The following is a 20,872-nucleotide window of genomic DNA, read 5'->3' on the forward strand; positions in this document are numbered from 1 at the left end:
TTTCATATCCTGAGGTCGCTTGACGCTATCCATGAGTTCTGTCAAGTCAATGGCGAAAAAATCGAGTCCCAATCCTTTACCGCCGAGGGTTGTCAGGCTGCTGCGCGAGTCGACGGGGCTCGCGTTGCTCGGCGTGGCGCTTTACCTGGTGCTGATATTCTATGGATATGAGCGCGCCGATCCCGGATGGTCCCACAGTGGCGCTGCAACCGTGCAAAATCCCGGCGGGATGGCGGGAGCTTGGCTGGCGGACTTGCTGCTATATCTATTCGGCGTTTCAGCTTGGTGGTGGGTGTTATTTTGCGCTTTTCTCGTAACGTGGGCTTATCACCGTATCGACGGGGGCATATTCGATCGTCGCCCATTGTTTGTTTCGGCTGCCGGTTTTCTTGTTTTGCTATTCGCCAGCAGCGGACTTGAAGCATTGCGTTTTTATACGCTCCAAATAACGTTGCCCCAGACGCCGGGCGGCGTGCTGGGCCTGATAATCAGCAAGAACCTGTCGCAGATGCTGGGCTTTACCGGCACGACGCTGGCGCTGGTGACATTTATCGCGATCGGCTTCAGCTTGTTTACCGGCCTGTCGTGGTTGCGTTTTGTCGAGAAACTGGGCGCGGTGATGGAGGGAAGCTGCCTGATCGTCAGGCGCCGCTGGGAAGACTGGCAGGATCGCCGCGCGGGCCTGGCCTCGGCAATAAAGCGGGATGAATTGGTCGAGGTCGGGAAAAAACGTTTCCAGGAAAATCCGCCTTTACATATCGAACAGCCCGCCACAATGATTCCGAAGTCACCGCGGGTGATCAAGGAAAAACAGACACCGCTATTCGTCGATTTGCCGGATTCGCCTTTGCCGCCTTTGCGCCTGCTGGATGAGCCGGCGAAAAAGGATGTGGAAATCCTGTCGACTGACACGCTCGAATTTACTTCGCGCCTGATCGAGCGGAAGCTGATCGATTTTGGTGTGGAGGTCAAGGTTGTGGCGGCTTATCCCGGTCCGGTCATTACCCGGTATGAGATCGAGCCCGCGGTGGGCGTAAAGGGTAACCAGATTCTCAATCTTGTGAAAGACCTGGCGCGCTCGCTGTCGGTTGTGAGCATACGCGTGGTGGAAACCATTCCGGGAAAGACCAGTATGGGCCTGGAGATTCCCAATCCCAAGCGGCAAGTGGTGCGGCTATCGGAAATTCTCAGTTCGCAAGCTTATGCCGAGATGGCCTCGCCGCTGACCATGGCGTTAGGCAAGGACATCGGCGGCCATCCGGTCGTAGCGGACCTGGCCAGGATGCCCCATGTGCTGGTTGCGGGAACAACTGGATCAGGCAAATCGGTGGCCATCAACGCCATGATACTGAGCCTTATCTATAAGGCTACGCCTGAGCAGGTGCGCCTGATTCTGGTAGACCCAAAAATGCTCGAGTTGTCGGTATATGAAGGCATTCCGCATCTGCTGGCGCCCGTGGTGACGGATATGCGTCAGGCGGCAAGCGCGCTGCGGTGGGGGGTGGCGGAAATGGAGCGGCGCTACAAGCTGATGTCTGCACTGGGTGTGCGTAACCTCGGTGGGTATAACCAGAAAGTCCGGGATGCAATAAAGAGCGAACAGCCATTGACTAATCCATTCAGCTTGACGCCGGACGCGCCAGAGCCGCTGGAAGAGATGCCATTGATCGTAGTGGTAATAGATGAATTGGCGGATTTGATGATGGTGGTGGGCAAAAAAGTCGAGGAATTGATCGCTCGGCTGGCGCAGAAAGCACGTGCCGCCGGCGTGCATTTGCTGCTCGCCACGCAGCGACCTTCGGTCGATGTGATTACCGGCCTTATCAAAGCCAATATCCCGACCCGTGTGGCGTTTCAGGTATCCAGCAAGGTGGATTCGCGCACCATTCTGGATCAGATGGGGGCGGAGGCGCTGCTTGGGCAAGGCGACATGCTTTATCTGCCTCCCGGCAGCGGTTATCCGCAACGGGTGCATGGCGCTTTCGTCGCCGATCAGGAAGTGCACAGGGTGGTGGAATACCTGAAGGCGCATGGTGCGCCGCGTTATGTGGACGGCGTACTTAATTCTATCGAAGATGAGGGCGGCGCGGGCGAAAGCGCTGGCATAGCAGGTCAGGAAGGCAGCGAAGCCGATCCGCTTTACGACGACGCGGTTGCGATGGTGCTCAAGTCGCGCCGCGCTTCAATCTCGCTGGTACAGCGACACTTGCGTATCGGCTATAACCGCGCTGCGCGCCTGATTGAAGAAATGGAACGTGCGGGCCTGGTTTCAGCCATGCAAACCAACGGTAATCGGGAGGTGTTGGTCCCCGCGCGCAACGACTAGTCGATGCGAAAGACGACATCACGACGAATTGCAAGAATACTGGTCTGCTACTTTTGTTCGTGCTTAAAAAAGGACGAAGTTGTTGCATAAATTAAGACCGCCCTACTCCCCTGATTCCTTGGGGAGCGGGCGGCCCGAGCGTGGTTTAGGTTAACTACCCAGCCGATTACGGTACGATCCGGTTGTTGAGGATGACTTTGCTTTGGCCATTCCAGACGACGTCGGTCAGGTTGGAGTAGCGGGTGATGATCTGTGCTGCGATCCCGCCTGCAAACAGTCCCGACCAGCCCAGGATGACGAAGCCCCAGTGCAGCGGTGCGCTGAAGAGTTCTTCCATGAACCAGAAGGCATGACCCCATTCGTTCAGGCCTACGTTCGGCAGGATCATGAGCGGTCCGGCAATGGCCATGACGAGTGGGAACGAGGTGCCACGGGAGTACAGCGGCAGGCGGGTCATGGCGTACAGGTAGCTTGCCACGCCGCAGACGATGTACATGGGGAAGGAGCCGTAGAACACGACTACGTGGCTGGGGGTGAAGCTGGTGTCGCGGATGATGACCTGGTGCCAGGAGGCGTCCTGCTCGGTGAAGAAGCTGCCGCCCCAGTATACGCCAAACAGGTAGACGCCCAGCCACATCATCCAGTAGAAGTAACGCTTGACTTCCAGTTTGGGGTCAAGGTTGTCCAGGTTGGTGTCGCGGGTCTTCCAGATCCAGCCCCAGGTGATGAGGGCAAAGATCGGCATGACGATCATGTGGACGCGCCACAGTCCCATCCATACTTTTTCAAACTCGGGTTCCATGGAGTCCATGCCGTGCGAGTAGGCGTAGGTCCGTTGGTACCAGACCCAGAATATCGCTACCAGCAGCATGGTGATGAGCCCGAATTTGTACCACCTCGAGTCATACCACTCCGACATGTCGTAGTCCCGGCCGCTTGCCTTGGCGTGACCCGACGTTCCTAGTGTTGTTGCCATGTTGTTTCCTCCTGTTGCCAATAGTTGAGAGAATAACGACCAACATTAAGTTGACGGGAACCATTCTCCGCCAGCAAAAGTTAGACTCTATTGTTATAGGACGGTTCCAACATTTTTATGCCGGATTTTCAGCCTGGTCCATATATACGATATCTCCCGGAATACATAATGCGAGACATTTTTGGCGGGACAAAACAGAAGCCGGTAAAATCGCAGGCGAAACCAGATCAAACCAGCTTGCGATCAGGAAATAGGAAAATGGTATTCTCAGGTAAACCGGGCTTATTCCACACGGGCGAAAGCACTTCTTTATAATACTTCCCTTGATGACTTAAGGAATACCATGAAGCTACCGGAACGATGCTGGGTTTTTTTGCTGTTCTTTTTGTTTATCTCTACCGCCGAGGCAAGTGCGATAAACAGTCTCAAGAATTTCATTCAGAATACCCGTACTGTTAGATCGGTGTTTTCACAAACTGTTCTCGATAGAAGTGGACGCGCGGTACAAAAAGGTGGCGGTACGATGCAATTCGAGCGTCCGGGCAAGTTTCGATGGATTTACGAGAAACCATACGAGCAGCTTATTGTGGGCGATGGTTCCCGCATATGGTTTTATGATCGCGATCTTAATCAAGTAACCGTGCGCAAGCTTGATGTGGCTATCGGCAGCACCCCTGCGGCGTTGCTTGCAGGGAACAGTGACATTGAAAATAATTTCGATCTAACGGAAATGGGCTTGCAGGGAGACACAGAGTGGCTGGAAGCCAAACCTAAAGCCAAGGAAAGCACGTTTGAATGGGTGCGTCTGGGATTCGCACCAGAGGGCGCCCTGAAGAGCATGGAGTTGCATGATAACTTCGGCCAGACCACAGTGCTTACCTTTAGCCGAGTAGAACAAAACCCCAGACTTGCGCCGGAATTGTTTAAATTCACCCCACCGGAAGGTGCGGACGTGATCAGTGACTGACTTGTTCGGGCAACGTGAAGCTGCCGCGCCGCTCGCCGAGCAGTTGCGTCCTCATGAACTGAAGGATGTTGTTGGGCAGTCTCATTTGCTCGGTCCCGGCAAGCCGCTACGTCTTGCATTTGAATCCGGCAAGCCGCATTCGATGATACTGTGGGGGCCGCCCGGCACCGGCAAAACGACGCTGGCGCGGCTGATGGCGAGGGCGTTTGATGCTGAATTCATCGCCTTGTCGGCGGTGTTATCGGGGGTCAAGGATATCAGGGAAGCGATTGAACGCGCACAGGTCGTATTGCAGCAATCCGGACGTCACACGATCCTGTTTGTGGACGAAGTGCATCGCTTCAACAAATCGCAACAGGACGCGTTTCTACCCTATGTCGAACAGGGGTTGGTGACATTTATCGGGGCCACTACCGAGAATCCTTCGTTTGAGGTTAACAGCGCATTATTGTCCCGGGCACAGGTTTATGTTCTCACTGCCTTATCCGAAGATGAGCTCGCTACCTTGTTCAAGCGAGCGGAGCATCTCGCATTGCAGGGATTGAATTTTTCCGATGACGCCAGACGCTTATTGATCGAATATTCGGACGGTGACGCGCGGCGTCTGCTCAACTTTCTCGAGCAGATAAAAACTGCAGCAGCGACCGAGGGAATTGCGGAAATAGAAGCGGAGTATGTGCATAATGCGCTTTCCCGCGCCAAGCGCCGCTTTGATAAAGGTGGAGATGAGTATTTCGACCAGATTTCGGCGCTTCATAAATCGCTGCGTGGTTCCAACCCGGACGCGACGCTCTACTGGATGTGCCGGATGCTGGACGGGGGCGCCGATCCACGCTACATAGCGCGGCGCTTGATTCGAGCATCCGTGGAGGACATCGGCTTGGCCGATCCGCGTGCATTACGGGTAGCGCTCGATGCCTCGGAGACTTATGAGCGCCTGGGCAGTCCCGAGGGGGAATTGGCGCTGGCGCAAGCGGCGCTTTATCTCGCTTGTGCTCCCAAGAGCAACGCCGCCTACCTTGCGTATAATAAAACCCGATCTTTCATTGGCGGCGATAAGTCACGCCGCGTACCTGAGCATTTGCGCAACGCACCTACCCGCCTGATGAAGGATATGGGCTTTGGGCGAGACTACCGCTATGCTCATGACGATCCCGAAGCCTATGCCGCTGGAGAAAATTATCTCCCGGAAGGCATGCCGGAGATTAAATTTTACGAACCGGTCACGCGAGGATTCGAAAGTAAGATATCCGAAAGGCTGACGTACTTGCGCGAACTCGACAAACAGGCAAAGAAAAAGCCTGGATAAGGCTGTTATTGCCCGGCACACGTTTTTTGGAGTAAGGATGTTAGATATTCAATTGTTACGTACCGATCTGGCCCATGTGGCCAGGGTTCTCGCCATGCGTAATTATGTTTTTCCGACTACGGAATTCAGCACCCTGGAGGCAGAACGCAAGAATCTACAGACCTATACGGAAGAGCTTCAGGCGCGGCGAAATGCCGCCTCAAGACAGATCGGTAACGCCAAAAGCAGAGGAGAGGACGTCTCGGGTATCCTTGCGGAGGTGGCTAATCTTGGCGACGAACTAAGGCAGGCGGAAGCTCAGCTACAAAAAACTCAAACCGCGTTGCAGCAACTATTGTTGCAAATCCCCAATCTGCCCCATAGCAGCGTGCCGGAGGGCATTAATGAAGCCGATAATCGCGAGATACGCCGTTGGGGAACCCCCCGCACATTCGATTTTATGGTGAGAGATCACGTGAGCATAGGCGAGGGTTTGGGATTGCTGGATTTTCCGACCGCCACCAAGCTCAGCGGCGCACGTTTCAGCTTGATGACAGGCGCGCTCGCACGGCTTCACCGCGCTCTTGCGCAATTCATGCTGGACACACATACGCAGGAGCACGGCTATACCGAGACATATGTTCCCTATCTGGTCAATGCGGAAAGCTTGCGGGGCACCGGGCAGTTGCCGAAGTTCAAGGAGGACCTGTTCGAGATTCCTCGAAAAAAGACGGGTTCAGTTGAAGTTCTTTCGGGGCAAGAGAATTATCAAGACGCGTTCACGGGTAATTCGCCCTATCAGCCCGAAGGGGATGATCTGTATCTGATCCCTACCGCCGAAGTTCCACTCTCCAATATGGTGCGCGATCGAATCGTTGCTCTCGAATCGCTCCCCATCAAGCTCACAGCGCATACACCATGTTTCCGCTCCGAAGCGGGAAGCTATGGCAGGGATACGCGTGGCATGATCCGGCAACATCAGTTCGAGAAGGTAGAGTTGGTGCAGATTGTGCATCCACAACATTCCTACGAAGCACTGGAGGAGTTGACCACTCATGCGGAAACGATTCTTCAGAAACTGGAATTGCCTTATCGCGTAATGACCTTGTGCACGGCGGATATGGGTTTCTCGGCGGCTAAAACATACGATATCGAAGTCTGGTTGCCGGAGCAGAATGTCTTTCGCGAAATTTCTTCATGCAGTAATTGCGAGGCATTCCAGGCGCGGCGCATGCAGGCGCGCTTTCGCAACGAAAAAGGTAAACCGGAATTATTGCATACCGTTAACGGCTCGGGGTTGGCGGTGGGACGGACGCTGGTGGCGATTCTGGAAAATTTTCAAAATTCCGATGGCAGCGTATCCATTCCGGAAATTCTGCAACCTTATATGGGCGGTCTTGTTCGGCTTACAGCGTAGATTACTATTCTTTCATCACTTAGGGAGTTTTTATCATGCAAAACGTAACCGGCGGTGAAGCTTCTCCTGACACAATTTCGGACACATCCGCGCTCGAGGCCAAAGTGCGCAACAGCATTGCCCATGGAAACAACGTCCGTGAAGAAGTTCGGGATTTCACGGTGAAGGCCTTGAGTACGCAGGACCAGGATCAGAAATCGCTACGGAAAGTCGTGACGGCGGTGATGAAAGGAGTGAGTGAAGGCGCGCAACAAAAATTGCAACAAGCACCTGCGCAGACGCAAGCAGTACTGGAGCCCATACGCGACGCGGTCGCCGGATTGGATGCCGCGCTCGCGCAGCTTGCCGAAGCTTCAAAACTGGCTTTAGAGGAGGCTGCAGGCCGGGCGCAAAAATTTTCAAATGAGGAGCTTACCCACGCCCGCACCGAACTGGAAAGTGTTGAGACACTTTTTCTGGACGTCGTACAGGCATCCGCTTCCGCCGCTCAGGAACTGGTGAAGGAAACCCTGGGGGATTTGATCGGCCACGCCAAACGCAACGGAACCGCGGTTGGTTCTCAGGTGAAGGACACCCTCGTGGTTTTTAATCAGCAGATGGCCTCGGTCGGACAGAACCAGCTAGAGGCGGGCATCAAGCTGACTCATGCCATCACCAATCTGATGCGTGAAGCAACTGCCGAGGTACTTACTGGGATTGCAAAGCGCGTTAAACCGGACGATATACGCAAGACAGATCAAGGTTAACTGACTTTTCTAAATGAGCGGCTCCGGAAAAACTCCACCGGCTGATCATTGGAATGACACCATAGACCCCACATTAAAAGGACAGGCCCTGCAATAACCTATTCAACCTGCAAATCAGACGCTGCAGCCGTCCGCGTCGCAGGCGCCACCTCCACTACCGGCCGGGATGGCTTCAGCCATGCCGGAAGATTCATCAATTTCTTCGGAAAGCAGCGTACCGATCGAGAATCCAATCGTAAGGTCGCTCACATGTCCGAATTTATGCAGACGGATGTGTCCGGTTCTATCGATCAGAACCAGGGATGGCGTGCCCTGCATCCGATAAGCATGCATGGTCAACGGAATGCCTTTTGGTTCGCCGTCATACTTGTCTATACCGATCGGAAATCGCAGCCGATACTCATGTATAAATACTTCGAGGGCGTCGGGGCCCATCACGGCGTGATGTTCGAATACCGTGTGCAGCCCGATCACTACTACGCGATCAGGATCAAATTCCTGATATATTCTCTGCGCCTGCGGAATACCTATCTGCACGCAACCGGGACAGAAAATCTGAAAAGTATGCAATACAACCACCTTCCCCCGCAGTGAGGCGAGCGTAATCGGTCGGGGCGTATTGAACCATCCTGACGTTTGTAGCTCCGGAGCCATGCTTGCCGTAGCGGCGTTACTGGTTTCCGCCATTCTCATACCCTCTGGAAAATCTCATCAAATAGAACCGCTGAATAATTAAAACAAATGGTGCCGCCGCGAAATCTTCAGCCTTATTATAACGAGCCCAGTTTGCCTGGGTCGATGTAAGTATCAGGGGATTCCAGAATGCGAGTTTACCGTTATTCATGTCTTTCGAAGCACTTTCGCACTTCTTTTTGCCGCTGTAATAATAGGCGGAACCCGTCTGACTCGTCAAGCAAGCACGATTTTTCTTCACCGGTATCCCTTCCACCGCTATCCCGTGATAGCTTCAGGGCGAGCTCATTTATTTCATTTTCGCTATACAAAGCCCTTCTAATCATGCAGGTGACGATAGAGATTTCAACAATGACAAGCTCAATGGTAAACTGCGCCGTACGGAGCGGGGCCGCGCTATGCCAAAAGGATAAATTGACGCCTGAATACTCGTATTACCATAATTCAAATAGGGTAAAATTACCACAATTAGAAGAGGGGGAAATACCGTTTTTTAGAATAGGGGCATTATTAATTTTGCTTAACGGGATAAAGTTTCTTTCTTGTACGCTCCATTTTGCTGTGGTAGAATTTTTCCGTTTCAGTAGTGGCGATTCGGATAATAGTTGAAACAGATGTTGTGAAATTCTGAAGAAATTTGATCGGCACCAACAGAAAATCGGAATAATTTCAGCCGGAAAACCGCATTAAATATGGGTTAAGGCAACTTCGGCAATTTATGTACTATGCTTAATACGATAAGCATAGTACATAAAATTTTCATGATATAAACGTAACCCGGTTTGATGAGCTTTCGTTCGTTTCCTGTTTTGATGATGCGGTATTGAGTATTAATCAGGAAATTAATTGTTTAGATTTTATTAATGACTGCGCATAACAAATTTTTGTTTTCAGCTGAAACTTTGAACTTATGGGCATGCCATTATTCTTAATGTTTAAAATCGGCATAAGGCCGTAGAATAACACAATTACCGACATTCGCAACATGGCTATTAGGCAGAAAACATCCGGTAATCAGGATGCTTTTTTCCCGGCTATCAGGTAGGCGCCGAGCTAAACAAAAATGATCTGGAAGCCAGTCCGTGGGACCAGTCAAAGGTCGTAAAATTTTGGAATTATTGGCTCGTACTGTATTCAGCAATCAAGTGGGGGGAGATATGAGTAGCAAAGCAGCAGCAACCATAGTTGGGATTGTGGCGACCGCATTGTATTCCGGGTTGGGAATGGCGGCAGCGGCGGATCCTTACCAGTTAAACTTGCCCGAGCCGCAAACGCCGATAGCCCAGCAGATATACGATCTTCACACGCTGGTTTTATGGATATGCCTGGTGATATTCGTGGGCGTGTTCGGGGTCATGTTGTATTCCATACTCAAGCACCGCAAATCCTTGAACTACCCGGCGGCCAACTTCCATCACAGCACCACGGTCGAGATCATCTGGACCGGCATCCCGTTCCTCATCCTGGTTGGCATGGCCTATCCATCCACCAAGACCATCATCGACATGAAGGACACCTCCAGCTCCGAGATCACCATCAAGAGCACCGGTTACCAGTGGAAATGGGGCTACGACTACCTGACGGGCGAAGGAGAAGGCATCAGTTTCCTGAGCAGCCTGTCCACCCCCCGCGACCAGATCGAGAACACCGCGCCCAAGGGTGAGAACTACCTGCTCGAAGTAGACAACCCGCTGGTTGTGCCCACCGGCAAGAAGATACGCGTACTGCTCACCGCCAACGACGTACTGCACGCCTGGTGGGTACCTGCCCTGGGCGTAAAGCAGGACGCCATCCCCGGCTTCATACGCGACGTTTGGTTCACCATTGAAAAGCCTGGCACCTATCGCGGCCAATGCGCCGAGCTCTGCGGCAAGGAGCACGGCTTCATGCCGATCGTAGTCGAAGCGGTGACGCCGGAGAAATATGCCCAGTGGGTGGCTGAACAGAAAAGCAAGACCGCTGCGGCGACCGAGGACGTAAACAAAGTATTTACGGCAGAAGAACTGAAAGCCGAAGGCGAGAAAGTCTATGCCGCCAACTGTGTTGCCTGCCATCAGGCCAATGGCCAGGGCATACCCGGGACCTTTGCCGCGCTGGACGGCTCGAAGATCGCCAACGGTCCCAAGGCCGACCATGTCGACATTGTCATGAATGGCAAGACCGGCACGGCAATGGCTGCATTCAAGCACCTGTCGGATGTACAAATCGCGGCGGTGGTCACCTACGAACGTAATGCCTGGGGGAATACCGCAGGAGACGTGGTGCAGCCATCGGAAATCAACCAGTTCAGAAAATAGCATCAAGGAGGACACCATGGCAGCAGTACACGATCACGACGTTCCGCACGACGCACACGACGCTCACGATCATCATCCCAGCGGCATGATGCGCTGGTTGATGACCACTAACCACAAAGACATCGGCACGATGTATCTGTGGTTCAGTTTTCTGATGTTCCTGACCGGGGGCGTGATGGCGCTGACTATCCGCGCCGAGCTCTTCCAGCCCGGCATACAGATCGTCAATCCGGAGTTTTTTAACCAGTTGACGACCATGCACGGCCTGATAATGATATTCGGGGCCATCATGCCGGCGTTCGTCGGCTTTGCCAATTGGCAGGTGCCGATGATGATCGGGGCGCCCGACATGGCTTTTGCACGTATGAACAACTGGAGTTTCTGGCTATTGCCCCCGGCGGCCTTGCTGCTACTGACCTCGTTCTTCGTGCCGGGCGGCGCACCTGCCGGTGGTTGGACGATTTATCCGCCGCTGTCGGTACAGATGGGCATGGGCATGGACATGGCGATTTTCGCCATCCATATCATGGGCGCTTCGTCCATCATGGGATCGATCAACATCATCACGACCATTCTCAACATGCGGGCGCCGGGCATGACATTGATGAAGATGCCGATGTTCGTATGGACCTGGCTCATCACCGCCTACCTTCTGGTTCTGGTGATGCCGGTGCTGGCGGGAGCGGTTACCATGCTGCTGACGGATCGCAACTTCGGTACCAACTTCTTCAATGCGGCGGGCGGCGGTGACCCGGTGATGTTCCAGCATATCTTCTGGTTCTTCGGCCACCCCGAAGTCTACATCATGATATTGCCGGCATTCGGCATCGTCTCGGAAATTATCCCGGCCTTTGCGCGCAAGCCATTGTTCGGCTATTCCTCGATGGTGTATGCCACCGCTTCGATCGCCATCCTGTCCTGCATCGTTTGGGCCCACCACATGTTCACTGCCGGCATGCCGGTGACCGGACAGCTGTTTTTCATGTACGCCACCATGCTGATCGCGGTTCCGACCGGCGTGAAAGTGTTCAACTGGACCGCCACCATGTGGCGTGGTTCCATGACCTTCGAAACACCCATGCTTTTCGCCATTGGCTTCGTTTTTCTGTTCACTCTTGGTGGGTTCAGCGGAGTCGTTTGCGCGATAGTGCCGATCGATGTCCAGGTACAGGATACCTACTATGTGATTGCACACTTCCACTATGTGTTGGTATCGGGTGCGCTGTTCGGAATATTCGGCGGAGCCTATTACTGGCTGCCGAAATGGACCGGGCATATGTACGACGAAACGCTGGGTAAATGGCATTTCTGGTTGTCCATGGTCTTTTTCAACCTGACCTTCTTTGTGCAGCATTTCCTGGGACTGGCGGGCATGCCGCGTCGTATTCCCGACTACGCACTCCAATTCGCCGATTTCAACATGATTTCCAGCATAGGTGCATTTGGTTTCGGCCTTAGCCAGTTACTGTTCCTTTACGTAGTGCTGAAGTGCATCCGCGGGGGCGCAAAAGCACCGGCAAAGCCTTGGGAAGGTGCGACCTCACTGGAGTGGACATTGCCATCCCCTGCGCCATACCATAGCTTTGTAACGCCGCCGGTCATCAAGTAGGAACAGGAGCGGAACGTGACGCAAAATGCAGAGAGAAGGCGCGGGGCAATTAGAACAGCGCTGTTTCTGCTGGCAATCGTCGTAGCTATTTTTGTAACGGTTATCGTAAAAAACTGGCAATGAGCGTAATCCAAGCAAATACCGTAATAATGAAGAAGCTACTGATTTTTTCAGTGGTCATGTTCGTTTTCGGCTTCGCGTTGGTTCCGTTTTACGAGAAGATTTGCGACGTGACGGGACTCAATAATCTTTTGCAGGCGGATACGCTTACCGAGAACTCGCAAGTGGATACCGCCCGTTGGGTAACGGTCGAACTAGACGCCAATACACGTGGGCTGCCTTGGCAGTTCAAATCCCTGCAATCCAGTCTGCGTGTACATCCCGGCGAATTGGTGGAGGTAATGTACGAAGTTACAAATAACTCCAATCGGGAAATCAGCGGTCAGGCGATACCCAGCTACAGTCCGATGCTGCTGGTCAAACATCTGAAGAAACTTGAGTGCTTCTGTTTCAGCAAACAGGTAATGAAGCCCAATGAGACACGGCAGATGCCGGTTCAATTCATGATAGAACCTGGGCTTCCAGCAGATGTGAATACCGTTACTATTTCGTACACCTTTTTTGAAATTGGAGTCGACCAGGCTACGAATATGAAAAGTGAAGTCGATAAAGGTTGAAGGACGACAGCACAAAACCGAAAAAGGCGACTTTTTTGCAGGTTGCAAAGGCAGTATCCTGGGCTTTCTTCGGTGTTCGCAAGAAAAGCGATCTCGAAATGGATGCAAGTTCGTTGACTCCGGCGCAGGTGGTAATCGGGGGAATTATTGGTGCCGCGGTGTTTGTGTTAGCCTTGGTGTTGCTAGTTAAGTTTGTGACATAGAAAATTAATCAATTACAAGCAGGAGAAAGAGCATGAGCCAGGAAGGAAGCAATTATTACGTTCCAGCGCCATCGACCTGGCCTATGACCGGGTCGATAGCATTGTTTTTCATGGGGTTTGGCGCGGCGTTCTCGGTCAACAAGATGCCAGTGGGCTACGCGATGCTGACATTGGGCTTTGCCATACTCTTTTACATGCTTTTCGGCTGGTTTCGCACCGTGGCGCGCGAAAGCGAGAGCGGCAAGTTCAATAAGCAGGTGGATGCGTCTTTCCGCTGGGGGATGAGCTGGTTCATTCTTTCCGAAGTCATGTTTTTTGGCGCCTTCTTTGGCGCGCTGTATTACATGCGGGCGCATTCCATTCCTGACCTGGGCGATCTGGAACATAAAATACTGTGGCCGAATTTCACGGCGGACTGGCCCACAGCCGGCCCTGGCATCACCGAGAAATTCCTCCCCATGGGTCCGTGGGGCCTGCCGGCAATCAATACCGTCTTGCTGTTGACCTCAGGGGTGACGGTCACCTGGGCGCACTGGGCACTCAAGCTCAATAAACGCGGCCAGCTCAAACTGGGATTGTTTCTCACCTTTGCCCTGGGGTTTCTCTTTGTCGGCCTGCAAGCCTACGAATACGGCCATGCCTACTCTGACCTCAACCTCAAGATGACAAGCGGCGCCTATGGCGCAACCTTTTTCATGCTGACGGGTTTCCATGGCTTCCACGTGACGCTGGGTTCCATTATGCTGTTCGTCATCTATTGCCGCGTACTGTCGGGTCACTTCACGCCGGAGAATCATTTCGGCTTTGAAGGCGTTGCCTGGTACTGGCACTTTGTGGACGTGGTCTGGCTGGGCCTGTTCATATTCGTCTACTGGCTTGTATAAGTAGGTAAATCATACCGCTGGGTATTAATGACTCAGCGGTATGAATCCCAAATAGGTCCCCAGCATGAGCATGGCAAACAGAAAGACTGATAGCCCAACGCGCAGGGTCAAAGACTTAACCGCACGTATGCCGTTTCCCTTATCCTTGATTACGTAATATAGCGCGGACGCCAGGCTGCCGAGGATAAAGAGGAGAAATAGAACGACAACGATTTTCAAGGTCAGTCCTGTAGTTATTGGGTCTGAGAACAAGTTTAGCCGAGTTCTGCATACTATCCAATGACTATTTTAGGCTGGCGATTCACGCCGCAATTGTGGTCAACAGTGGCAGCCACAGCCGGTATAGTAATCTTCATACAGCTTGGCAATTGGCAGCTTTCCCGTGCCGACGAAAAGGAATCGCGGCAGGAACGACTTGATCTTCTTTCGAAAGAACCTGCTGTAGCGGTACCCGAAATTCCGGTCAGGGTCGAAGATTTTCAGTACCGTCAGGTCGAGGCACGAGGCGAGTATGTGCCGGCACACACGATTTACCTCGACAATAAGATATTTCAGGGAATGGCTGGTTACCAGGTAATCACCCCGCTGAGGATAGGTAAAAGCTCAATGCACGTTCTGGTGAACCGGGGTTGGGCACCAGCAAATCGGGACCGTAGTAAATTGCCAGAGGTGCCTGCACCAAATGGCGATGTGGTTGTCTCAGGATTAGCAACGATAGCGTCACAAAAAACACTGGAACTGTCAACGGAAGTTGTATCGGGTAAAGTGTGGGAAAATCTTGACCTTGAGCGTTATCGGCGCGCTACGGGATTGACGTTGCAGCCGGTGATGATATTGCAAAAAGACGATGTGAAGGATGGGTTGGTGCGTCAGTGGGTGCGGCCCGATTCGGGTGCCGCCAAGAATCTCGGATATGCGCTTCAGTGGTTTGCCATGGCGCTGGCTGTACTGATTATTTATTTGGTGTTAAGTGTCAAACGAAATCGCCCCAAGGAAAAATAGACGGACGCTGATCTTACTGCTGCTAACGTTTTGCGCGCCCATTATTGCTTCTTATGCACTGTTTTTCTCGAGCGTACGACCTGACAGTGTTAACTATGGTGAACTACTCGAAGTTAAGTCCCTGGCTGGGAGCGCTTTAAATCAAACTGACCAGACGATTTTTCGCATGCGTCAAGTTCGTGGCAAATGGGCATTAGTATCAATTGACTCAGGAAAATGTGACGAGCGATGTCACAAAAAATTATATTACATGCGTCAGGTGCGCCTGGTGCAGAATGCCGAACGGGATCGAATCGAGCGGCTATGGCTGATCGATGATAATGAAGTCCCTTCGCCGGAACTCGCAGGTGAGTTTGAAGGCACCCTGTTTATTAATGCGAAGGATAGCGACCTGCTCAAAGCGATCCCTGCCAAGGTTTCCCAGCACGACCATATTTACCTTGTCGATCCAATAGGAAATCTTATAATGCGTTTTCCGAAAGACGTGGATCCGACAAAGATGTCGAAGGACATCAAGCGACTGCTCAAGGTTTCTCAATTGGAACATGCGATGGGAACGGACAAGCGCCACTGAGCTGATATCCGCTGGCGCCGCCGGAACATTGAAACGAAAACCGAGATCATTGCAATAGCTGACGAATTCCCGCGATTGCAGCGATCCTTTGAAGTCGGTAAGTGCAGGTATAGTGCCTGCGCCTGATTAGGAGATGAACATTATGTCTACTACGAGTATTGCCTGGCAACAGACCGCCTCACGTATGCAACACTTTTATCGGTTAGCGAAGCCGAGGGTTGTATCACTGATCGTCTTTACCGCGGTTATCGGCATGTTTCTCGCAGTACCCGGCGCTGTGCCGCTAAACGTGCTGATATTTGGTACGCTGGGAATTGCGCTTGTAGCCGGCGCGGCTGCGGCAGTCAATTGCCTGGTTGAGCAAAAGATCGATGCGATAATGAATCGTACACGTGGCAGGCCATTGCCGCAAGGAACGGTTACCTCGCCCGAAACCTTGTTCTTTATTGCGCTGGTAGGCGGGGCCGGATTACTCATGCTTCACCAGCTGGTGAATCCGTTAACCATGTGGCTCACCCTGGGGACTTTTGTCGGATACGCAATCATATATACCGTCATACTGAAGCCCAATACACCGCAGAATATCGTCATCGGCGGTGCTTCCGGCGCCATGCCGCCCGTGCTCGGTTGGGCGGCGGTGACGGGAGAGGTGTCCTCGGACGCGCTGCTTCTGTTTCTCATCATCTTCGCCTGGACACCGCCCCACTTCTGGGCGCTGGCGCTATACCGCAAGCTCGAGTACGCAAAGGTGGGAATGCCGATGCTCCCGGTTACCCATGGCGATAAGTTCACGCGCCTGCATGTTCTGCTATACACGCTGATACTCATCGCAGTCACATTGATGCCTTATGCCACGCAGATGAGCGGACTCATCTATATTACCGGGGCTTTGGCGCTGGATGCGGTATTTCTATACTATGCGGTAAAAATATACCTCGATTATAGCGATCAGCTTGCGCGCCGGGCGTTCCGTTATTCGATCTGGTATCTGGCTGCGCTGTTTACGGTGCTGCTGGTGGATCATTACATTCGGTTATAGCAAGCGTGTGAAGCATAGGCAATTCCATTCGAGCACACTATGGCCAGCGGCGGCAACGCTTCTGGCCGCGCTCCTGCTCATAGCCTGCAGCGACGGCAGCGCCCCCAAACCGGCATTTCTCTCGACGGATATCACCAATGCCAACTTTGGTGCGGATTTCGACTTGGTCGACCAGACCGGCAAAATGCGTACGCTTGCGGACTTCAAGGGTAAAGCGGTAGTCGTATTTTTTGGCTATACCCATTGCCCCGATGTATGTCCCGCCACGATGGGCAAACTCGCCGCTGCGATGAAAGAGCTCGGTCCCGAGGCTTCGCGTGTCCAGGTATTATTCATTACCGTAGACCCCGAACGTGATACTGCAGCGGTGCTCAAGGAATACCTGTCGGCTTTTGATCCGACATTTCTTGGTTTATACGGCGATGAGCGGACGACAAAAAAGGTCGCAAAAGAATTCAAGGCCATTTATCAAAAACAGGAGGGAGAATCCCCCGGACACCATACCGTGGATCACTCTACCGGTACCTATATCTATGATACGAAGGGAAAGCTTCGGTTATACGTAAGCAGCGAGAAGGACGCCGATGTTTTCGCTCATGATCTTTCCGAGCTATTGAGAACGACAAGTTAGCATAACTGCAGCAAAGGCTGATTTAGTCCCGGCTCTCCACATCATGGCGGGTCTGGAATAAGCTCAGGCTGAGGTAATTCCACGATTCAAGGGAATAGCTTTCCCGGATTCAGTATATTGTTAGGATCAAACACGCGTTTGATCGCTTTCATCAACGTTATCGTCGGCGCATCGATCTCCTTCCCGACAAACGCGCGTTTTTCGCTGCCCACGCCATGTTCGCCTGAAAGCGTGCCGTTGAGCTCGATCACCAGATCGAATATCTCATTCAGGCATTTTTCCGCACGGCTCATCTCATCGGCGCAATCCGGATTTACGAGCAGATTGACATGAATATTGCCATTGCCCGCATGACCAAAATTGACATTGGCAATACGATATCTACCGCTCAGCTGCATCAAACCATCCAGAAATCGAGGTAGTGCCGAAACCGGTACAACCACATCCTCATTAATCTTTTTGGGTGCGATATCGCGTAGTAACGGAGACAACGTTTTTCGCGCCAGCCATAAACTCGCGGCATCCACTGTTTCATCCGCATGGATGAGTCCTTCGTTGCGGCATGCAGAAAGGATCGCCGCACGTGATTCCGAAATATATTGCTCGGACCCATCCATTTCAATCATCAGCATCGCATTGGCGTTCAGCGGCAGCATATCGGGGAATCGGCCACGTATCAGGTCGAGTGAGCCGGCATCCAGGAATTCGAGTGCGCTGGGTGTCTGCGGCAGCGCCATAACCCGGACTATCGCTGCGGCACAGCTCGCAAGGTCCCGGTAATGCACAGTGAGGCCGCCATAAGCTTGAGGGAGCGGAGTAAGCTTGAGTGTTGCTTCCGTAATAACGGCCAGCGTACCCTCCGAGCCTATTAAAAGTCGCGTGAGATCATAACCCACCACGCCTTTGGTGGTATAGCAACCCGTCCGGATTATCTCTCCCGCGCCCGTAACCGCTTTGAGCCCCAGCACGTGATCACGTGTCGTCCCATATTTGACGGCATGTGGCCCCCCCGCGGAGGTCGCCAGATTTCCCCCTATGCTTGAGTAGCCCGCACTGGACGGATCAGGCGGCCAGAAATAGCCATGAGGCCTCGCCGCTTCCTGGATCGACTGATTGATAACGCCGGGTTCAGCCACAATCACACGATTGGCGGGATCGATGTTGACGATGCGTAGCATCCGCTCCAGGGATAACGCCACCCCGCCCTGCTCAGGAAGACTTCCGCCCGAGGTCCCGGTGCCGCGTCCGCGCGGCGTTAGCGGAACCTTAAAGTCGTTGCAAAGCGCCACGACCGCCTGCACCTCGGCGGTGGTAACCGGAAATACCACTGCATCCGGTGGAAAAATCTTTCGCGTGTTGTCATACGCATAGGCATAACAATCCACCGGGTCCGTATATATCCGATCCGGCGGAAGCAGACCGACAAGTTTGGCAATGAAACCAGGCGTAATCACATGAGACCTCCTATTACCCGTCGGCTCCGCTTTTCCATCCTAAAAAAGTAAGGTACCTGCTCGGTCAAACCTTTCCAAAAAACTTAATCCAGGTACTCGAAAACTTTCACAACCTTCCGAACACCACTTGTAGATCGTGCAATGTCCACCGCACTGTCTGCCTCCTTGGCCTTTACAAGGCCCAGCAGATAAACCACAGCATCTTCAGTAACAACTTTAACGTGATTGACCTGAAACTCTCCGCCATCCAGAAAACGCGCCTTGACCTTGGACGTGAGCAATGCGTCATTGCTGCGGGAACTGAACGAACTCACGTCGCCTACCGCTATCTCATTGGTGACTTTTCGTACGTTCTCCACGCCCGTCACCAGTTTTCCAATCTCCTTTTTCAATCCATCGGTCGGCGCCTCGCCTGTAAGCAACACGTTGCGATTGAAGCTGGTAACGTTGACATTAACATCTCTGCCCATCTTCTCGCTGATTCGCCGGCCGCCTTTAAACTCTATCCCCTCATCCTCCACGAACATACCACTGGTACGCCGGTCCTGGGATACCGCCGCGCCGGCGCCAACACCCGACACCACGCTGGCCGCAACCAGCACTGCGCAGCCTGAAAGGAAGGGAAACAACAATATCAGCAACCACTTCAAATTCCGATTAAGCATTCATACCCCTAACAAAAATAAATAACCGCATCAGCATCATGCGGCCCGGTTCCAGCAATTTTTTAATCCAAATGAGCACAAGTCGTTTCCATGACGCATGGTATGCTGCTATTCTCCAAAAGCGTTCCTGATCCATTCAACCTCCTTACCGCCACGGCCCGACAATAATACCGCATCGAAACGGCACGACGGCTCGAACTTCAGGGCAGCAAGATAGTGGCGCGCCGCACATAGCAATTTTTTTCGCTTTACAAAAGTTATGCTGCCCGCCGCCCCACCAAAGGCTGGACTTGTACGCATACGCACCTCGACGAACACCAATGTCGTACCATCTTGCATGATGAGATCAATTTCGCCAAAGCGGCAACGGTAATTCCTTTGGAGCAAAACGAGATCATGGCGCCGAAGAAACGCCTCCGCATAGCGCTCCGCCTCGTTCCCATTCAATTTGAATGCTCCATAAGTGTACCGCGCAGTTATCCAAATACCGATAAAGATATATTTTACAATACCCAGCATCCCAGCAATCGCCAAACACCGCCAAATGCAATCAAAGGAATTACCCGCGCCAGGCACGTTATATATAGTGGCTACGCCGATAGGAAACCTCCGCGACATCACCCTGCGCGCGCTGGATATACTTTCCGCAGTAGATGTGATTGCCGCAGAGGATACCCGCACCACCGCTAATTTACTGAGGCATTATTCGATAAGTAGAAAGATGATGGCCTTGCATCGCCACAACGAAAACGCCACCGTAGAAAAGGTCGTCAATTTGTTGTCGCGCGGGCAAGCAGTGGCGCTCGTTACCGATGCAGGCACCCCGGGAATCTCTGACCCTGGGGCAATTCTCGTTAAGCTGGTGCGGGAACAGGGATACAAAGTAGTCCCAATCCCTGGCGCCAGCGCGGCAGTATGCGCTCTCTCGGCAGCAGGAATCACCGCGGCCCAGTTTCTATTTTATGGTTTTCTCCCCGCCAGCGGTGGGCAGCGGCGGCGGGAGCTGGAAGCGTTGAAATTACAGCCATACACCATCATATTCTACGAAGCGCCCCACCGCATTCTCGAGTGTCTGACCGACTTGGCCAAGGTGCTGGGTGATCAACGCCGAGTCACGATTGCGAGAGAATTGACAAAATTATTCGAGACCATCCACAGTTGCGAGCTCGGCGACGCCCTTGTCTGGCTCCAGGCTGACACCAATCGTCAAAAGGGCGAGTTCGTACTGCTGGTATCCGGCGCAGAAGCACCGAACCCGGCGGAATTGACTGAACAGGCCCAACATATACTGAAGCTATTGTTGCGCGACTTGCCGCTAAAGCATGCGGTAACGCTATCTGCGGAGATCAGCGGCGAAAGCAAAAATACTCTTTATTCGCAGGCTCTTTTACTACAACGGGCGAAAAATCAACCAAAGTAGCCAC

General features: G+C 52.8%; 22 protein-coding genes. 15 read left to right on the top strand and 7 right to left on the bottom strand.

All coding sequences use genetic code 11. The annotated features are described in order from the left end of the window. The first annotated feature begins 31 nt into the window (after positions 1-31). Positions 32-2,326, top strand: coding sequence for a DNA translocase FtsK (locus KJS40_RS00725; protein ID WP_213538680.1), 2,295 nt, complete (start codon positions 32-34; stop codon positions 2,324-2,326). Positions 2,327-2,492: 166 nt separating this feature from the next. Here KJS40_RS00725 and KJS40_RS00730 read toward each other — a convergent pair whose 3' ends face one another. Continuing rightward, a complete protein-coding gene (locus KJS40_RS00730; protein WP_213538681.1) occupies positions 2,493-3,302 on the bottom strand; it encodes a methane monooxygenase/ammonia monooxygenase subunit C in 810 nt (269 codons plus the stop codon). A 343-nt stretch (positions 3,303-3,645) separates the two neighbouring features. Between KJS40_RS00730 and lolA the strand changes: the two genes are divergently transcribed. From lolA to KJS40_RS00750, 4 genes are read left to right on the top strand one after another with little or no spacing between them, the layout of a single operon-like run. After that, the gene (lolA, locus tag KJS40_RS00735) at positions 3,646-4,269 is read left to right on the top strand and encodes an outer membrane lipoprotein chaperone LolA (RefSeq protein ID WP_213538682.1); all 624 of its coding nucleotides are present in this window, start codon (positions 3,646-3,648) and stop codon (positions 4,267-4,269) included. Continuing rightward, positions 4,262-5,578 carry a replication-associated recombination protein A gene (locus KJS40_RS00740; protein WP_213538683.1) on the top strand — a complete coding sequence of 439 codons (1,317 nt, stop codon included), beginning with the start codon at positions 4,262-4,264 and terminating at the stop codon, positions 5,576-5,578. Before lolA ends, KJS40_RS00740 begins: the two co-directional genes overlap by 8 nt. A 37-nt stretch (positions 5,579-5,615) precedes the next feature. After that, positions 5,616-6,974, top strand: a complete 1,359-nt coding sequence (gene serS, locus KJS40_RS00745) for a serine--tRNA ligase (RefSeq protein ID WP_213538684.1) — start codon at positions 5,616-5,618, stop codon at positions 6,972-6,974. A gap of 35 nt (positions 6,975-7,009) precedes the next feature. Next, positions 7,010-7,720 (top strand): DUF6781 family protein, encoded by a 711-nt coding sequence (locus KJS40_RS00750; protein WP_213538685.1) that lies wholly within the window; start codon positions 7,010-7,012, stop codon positions 7,718-7,720. A 114-nt stretch (positions 7,721-7,834) separates the two neighbouring features. Here KJS40_RS00750 and KJS40_RS00755 read toward each other — a convergent pair whose 3' ends face one another. Further along, positions 7,835-8,407, bottom strand: coding sequence for a redoxin domain-containing protein (locus tag KJS40_RS00755; RefSeq protein WP_213538686.1), 573 nt, complete (start codon positions 8,405-8,407; stop codon positions 7,835-7,837). Further along, positions 8,391-8,654 (bottom strand): hypothetical protein, encoded by a 264-nt coding sequence (locus KJS40_RS00760; RefSeq protein WP_213538687.1) that lies wholly within the window; start codon positions 8,652-8,654, stop codon positions 8,391-8,393. Before KJS40_RS00760 ends, KJS40_RS00755 begins: the two co-directional genes overlap by 17 nt. Positions 8,655-9,570: 916 nt before the next feature. Between KJS40_RS00760 and coxB the strand changes: the two genes are divergently transcribed. From coxB to KJS40_RS00785, 5 genes are all read left to right on the top strand, one after another. After that, positions 9,571-10,710, top strand: coding sequence for a cytochrome c oxidase subunit II (gene coxB / locus KJS40_RS00765; RefSeq protein WP_213538688.1), 1,140 nt, complete (start codon positions 9,571-9,573; stop codon positions 10,708-10,710). 16 nt (positions 10,711-10,726) lie between these two features. Continuing rightward, positions 10,727-12,319 carry a cytochrome c oxidase subunit I gene (ctaD, locus tag KJS40_RS00770; protein WP_213538689.1) on the top strand — a complete coding sequence of 531 codons (1,593 nt, stop codon included), beginning with the start codon at positions 10,727-10,729 and terminating at the stop codon, positions 12,317-12,319. A gap of 119 nt (positions 12,320-12,438) precedes the next feature. Next, complete coding sequence (locus tag KJS40_RS00775; protein WP_213538690.1) at positions 12,439-12,996, top strand: cytochrome c oxidase assembly protein; 558 nt, start codon at positions 12,439-12,441, stop codon at positions 12,994-12,996. After that, complete coding sequence (locus KJS40_RS00780) at positions 12,993-13,199, top strand: DUF2970 domain-containing protein (protein ID WP_072769003.1); 207 nt, start codon at positions 12,993-12,995, stop codon at positions 13,197-13,199. Before KJS40_RS00775 ends, KJS40_RS00780 begins: the two co-directional genes overlap by 4 nt. 32 nt (positions 13,200-13,231) lie before the next feature. Further along, a complete protein-coding gene (locus KJS40_RS00785; protein ID WP_053111337.1) occupies positions 13,232-14,083 on the top strand; it encodes a cytochrome c oxidase subunit 3 in 852 nt (283 codons plus the stop codon). A gap of 24 nt (positions 14,084-14,107) precedes the next feature. Here KJS40_RS00785 and KJS40_RS00790 read toward each other — a convergent pair whose 3' ends face one another. Next, the gene (locus KJS40_RS00790) at positions 14,108-14,302 is read right to left on the bottom strand and encodes a twin transmembrane helix small protein (protein ID WP_025042156.1); all 195 of its coding nucleotides are present in this window, start codon (positions 14,300-14,302) and stop codon (positions 14,108-14,110) included. Between the two features lie 60 nt (positions 14,303-14,362). On the opposite strand from KJS40_RS00790, the gene KJS40_RS00795 reads away from it, so the two are divergent. The 4 genes from KJS40_RS00795 (at position 14,363) to KJS40_RS00810 (ending at position 17,329) form a co-directional block, all read left to right on the top strand. Beyond that, the gene (locus KJS40_RS00795; RefSeq protein ID WP_213538691.1) at positions 14,363-15,085 is read left to right on the top strand and encodes an SURF1 family protein; all 723 of its coding nucleotides are present in this window, start codon (positions 14,363-14,365) and stop codon (positions 15,083-15,085) included. Next, a complete protein-coding gene (locus tag KJS40_RS00800) occupies positions 15,054-15,659 on the top strand; it encodes a hypothetical protein (RefSeq protein ID WP_213538692.1) in 606 nt (201 codons plus the stop codon). Before KJS40_RS00795 ends, KJS40_RS00800 begins: the two co-directional genes overlap by 32 nt. A 142-nt stretch (positions 15,660-15,801) precedes the next feature. Next, on the top strand, positions 15,802-16,698 hold the full coding sequence (gene cyoE / locus KJS40_RS00805; protein WP_213538693.1) for a heme o synthase: 897 nt from the start codon (positions 15,802-15,804) through the stop codon (positions 16,696-16,698). A gap of 7 nt (positions 16,699-16,705) precedes the next feature. Then, positions 16,706-17,329 carry an SCO family protein gene (locus KJS40_RS00810; protein WP_213538694.1) on the top strand — a complete coding sequence of 208 codons (624 nt, stop codon included), beginning with the start codon at positions 16,706-16,708 and terminating at the stop codon, positions 17,327-17,329. 86 nt (positions 17,330-17,415) lie between these two features. Here KJS40_RS00810 and KJS40_RS00815 read toward each other — a convergent pair whose 3' ends face one another. The 3 genes from KJS40_RS00815 to KJS40_RS00825 form a co-directional block, all read right to left on the bottom strand. Further along, positions 17,416-18,783, bottom strand: coding sequence for an FAD-linked oxidase C-terminal domain-containing protein (locus KJS40_RS00815; RefSeq protein WP_213538695.1), 1,368 nt, complete (start codon positions 18,781-18,783; stop codon positions 17,416-17,418). Between the two features lie 83 nt (positions 18,784-18,866). Next, positions 18,867-19,448 (bottom strand): BON domain-containing protein, encoded by a 582-nt coding sequence (locus KJS40_RS00820; RefSeq protein ID WP_213538696.1) that lies wholly within the window; start codon positions 19,446-19,448, stop codon positions 18,867-18,869. A 108-nt stretch (positions 19,449-19,556) separates the two neighbouring features. Further along, positions 19,557-19,895, bottom strand: a complete 339-nt coding sequence (locus KJS40_RS00825; RefSeq protein WP_244859633.1) for a YraN family protein — start codon at positions 19,893-19,895, stop codon at positions 19,557-19,559. A gap of 97 nt (positions 19,896-19,992) precedes the next feature. Between KJS40_RS00825 and rsmI the strand changes: the two genes are divergently transcribed. Next, a complete protein-coding gene (gene rsmI / locus KJS40_RS00830; protein ID WP_213538698.1) occupies positions 19,993-20,868 on the top strand; it encodes a 16S rRNA (cytidine(1402)-2'-O)-methyltransferase in 876 nt (291 codons plus the stop codon). Positions 20,869-20,872: the final 4 nt, after the last annotated feature.

It is taken from the genome of Nitrosospira sp. NRS527, from assembly GCF_018406445.1.
Classification (GTDB): Bacteria; Pseudomonadota; Gammaproteobacteria; order Burkholderiales; family Nitrosomonadaceae; genus Nitrosospira; species Nitrosospira briensis.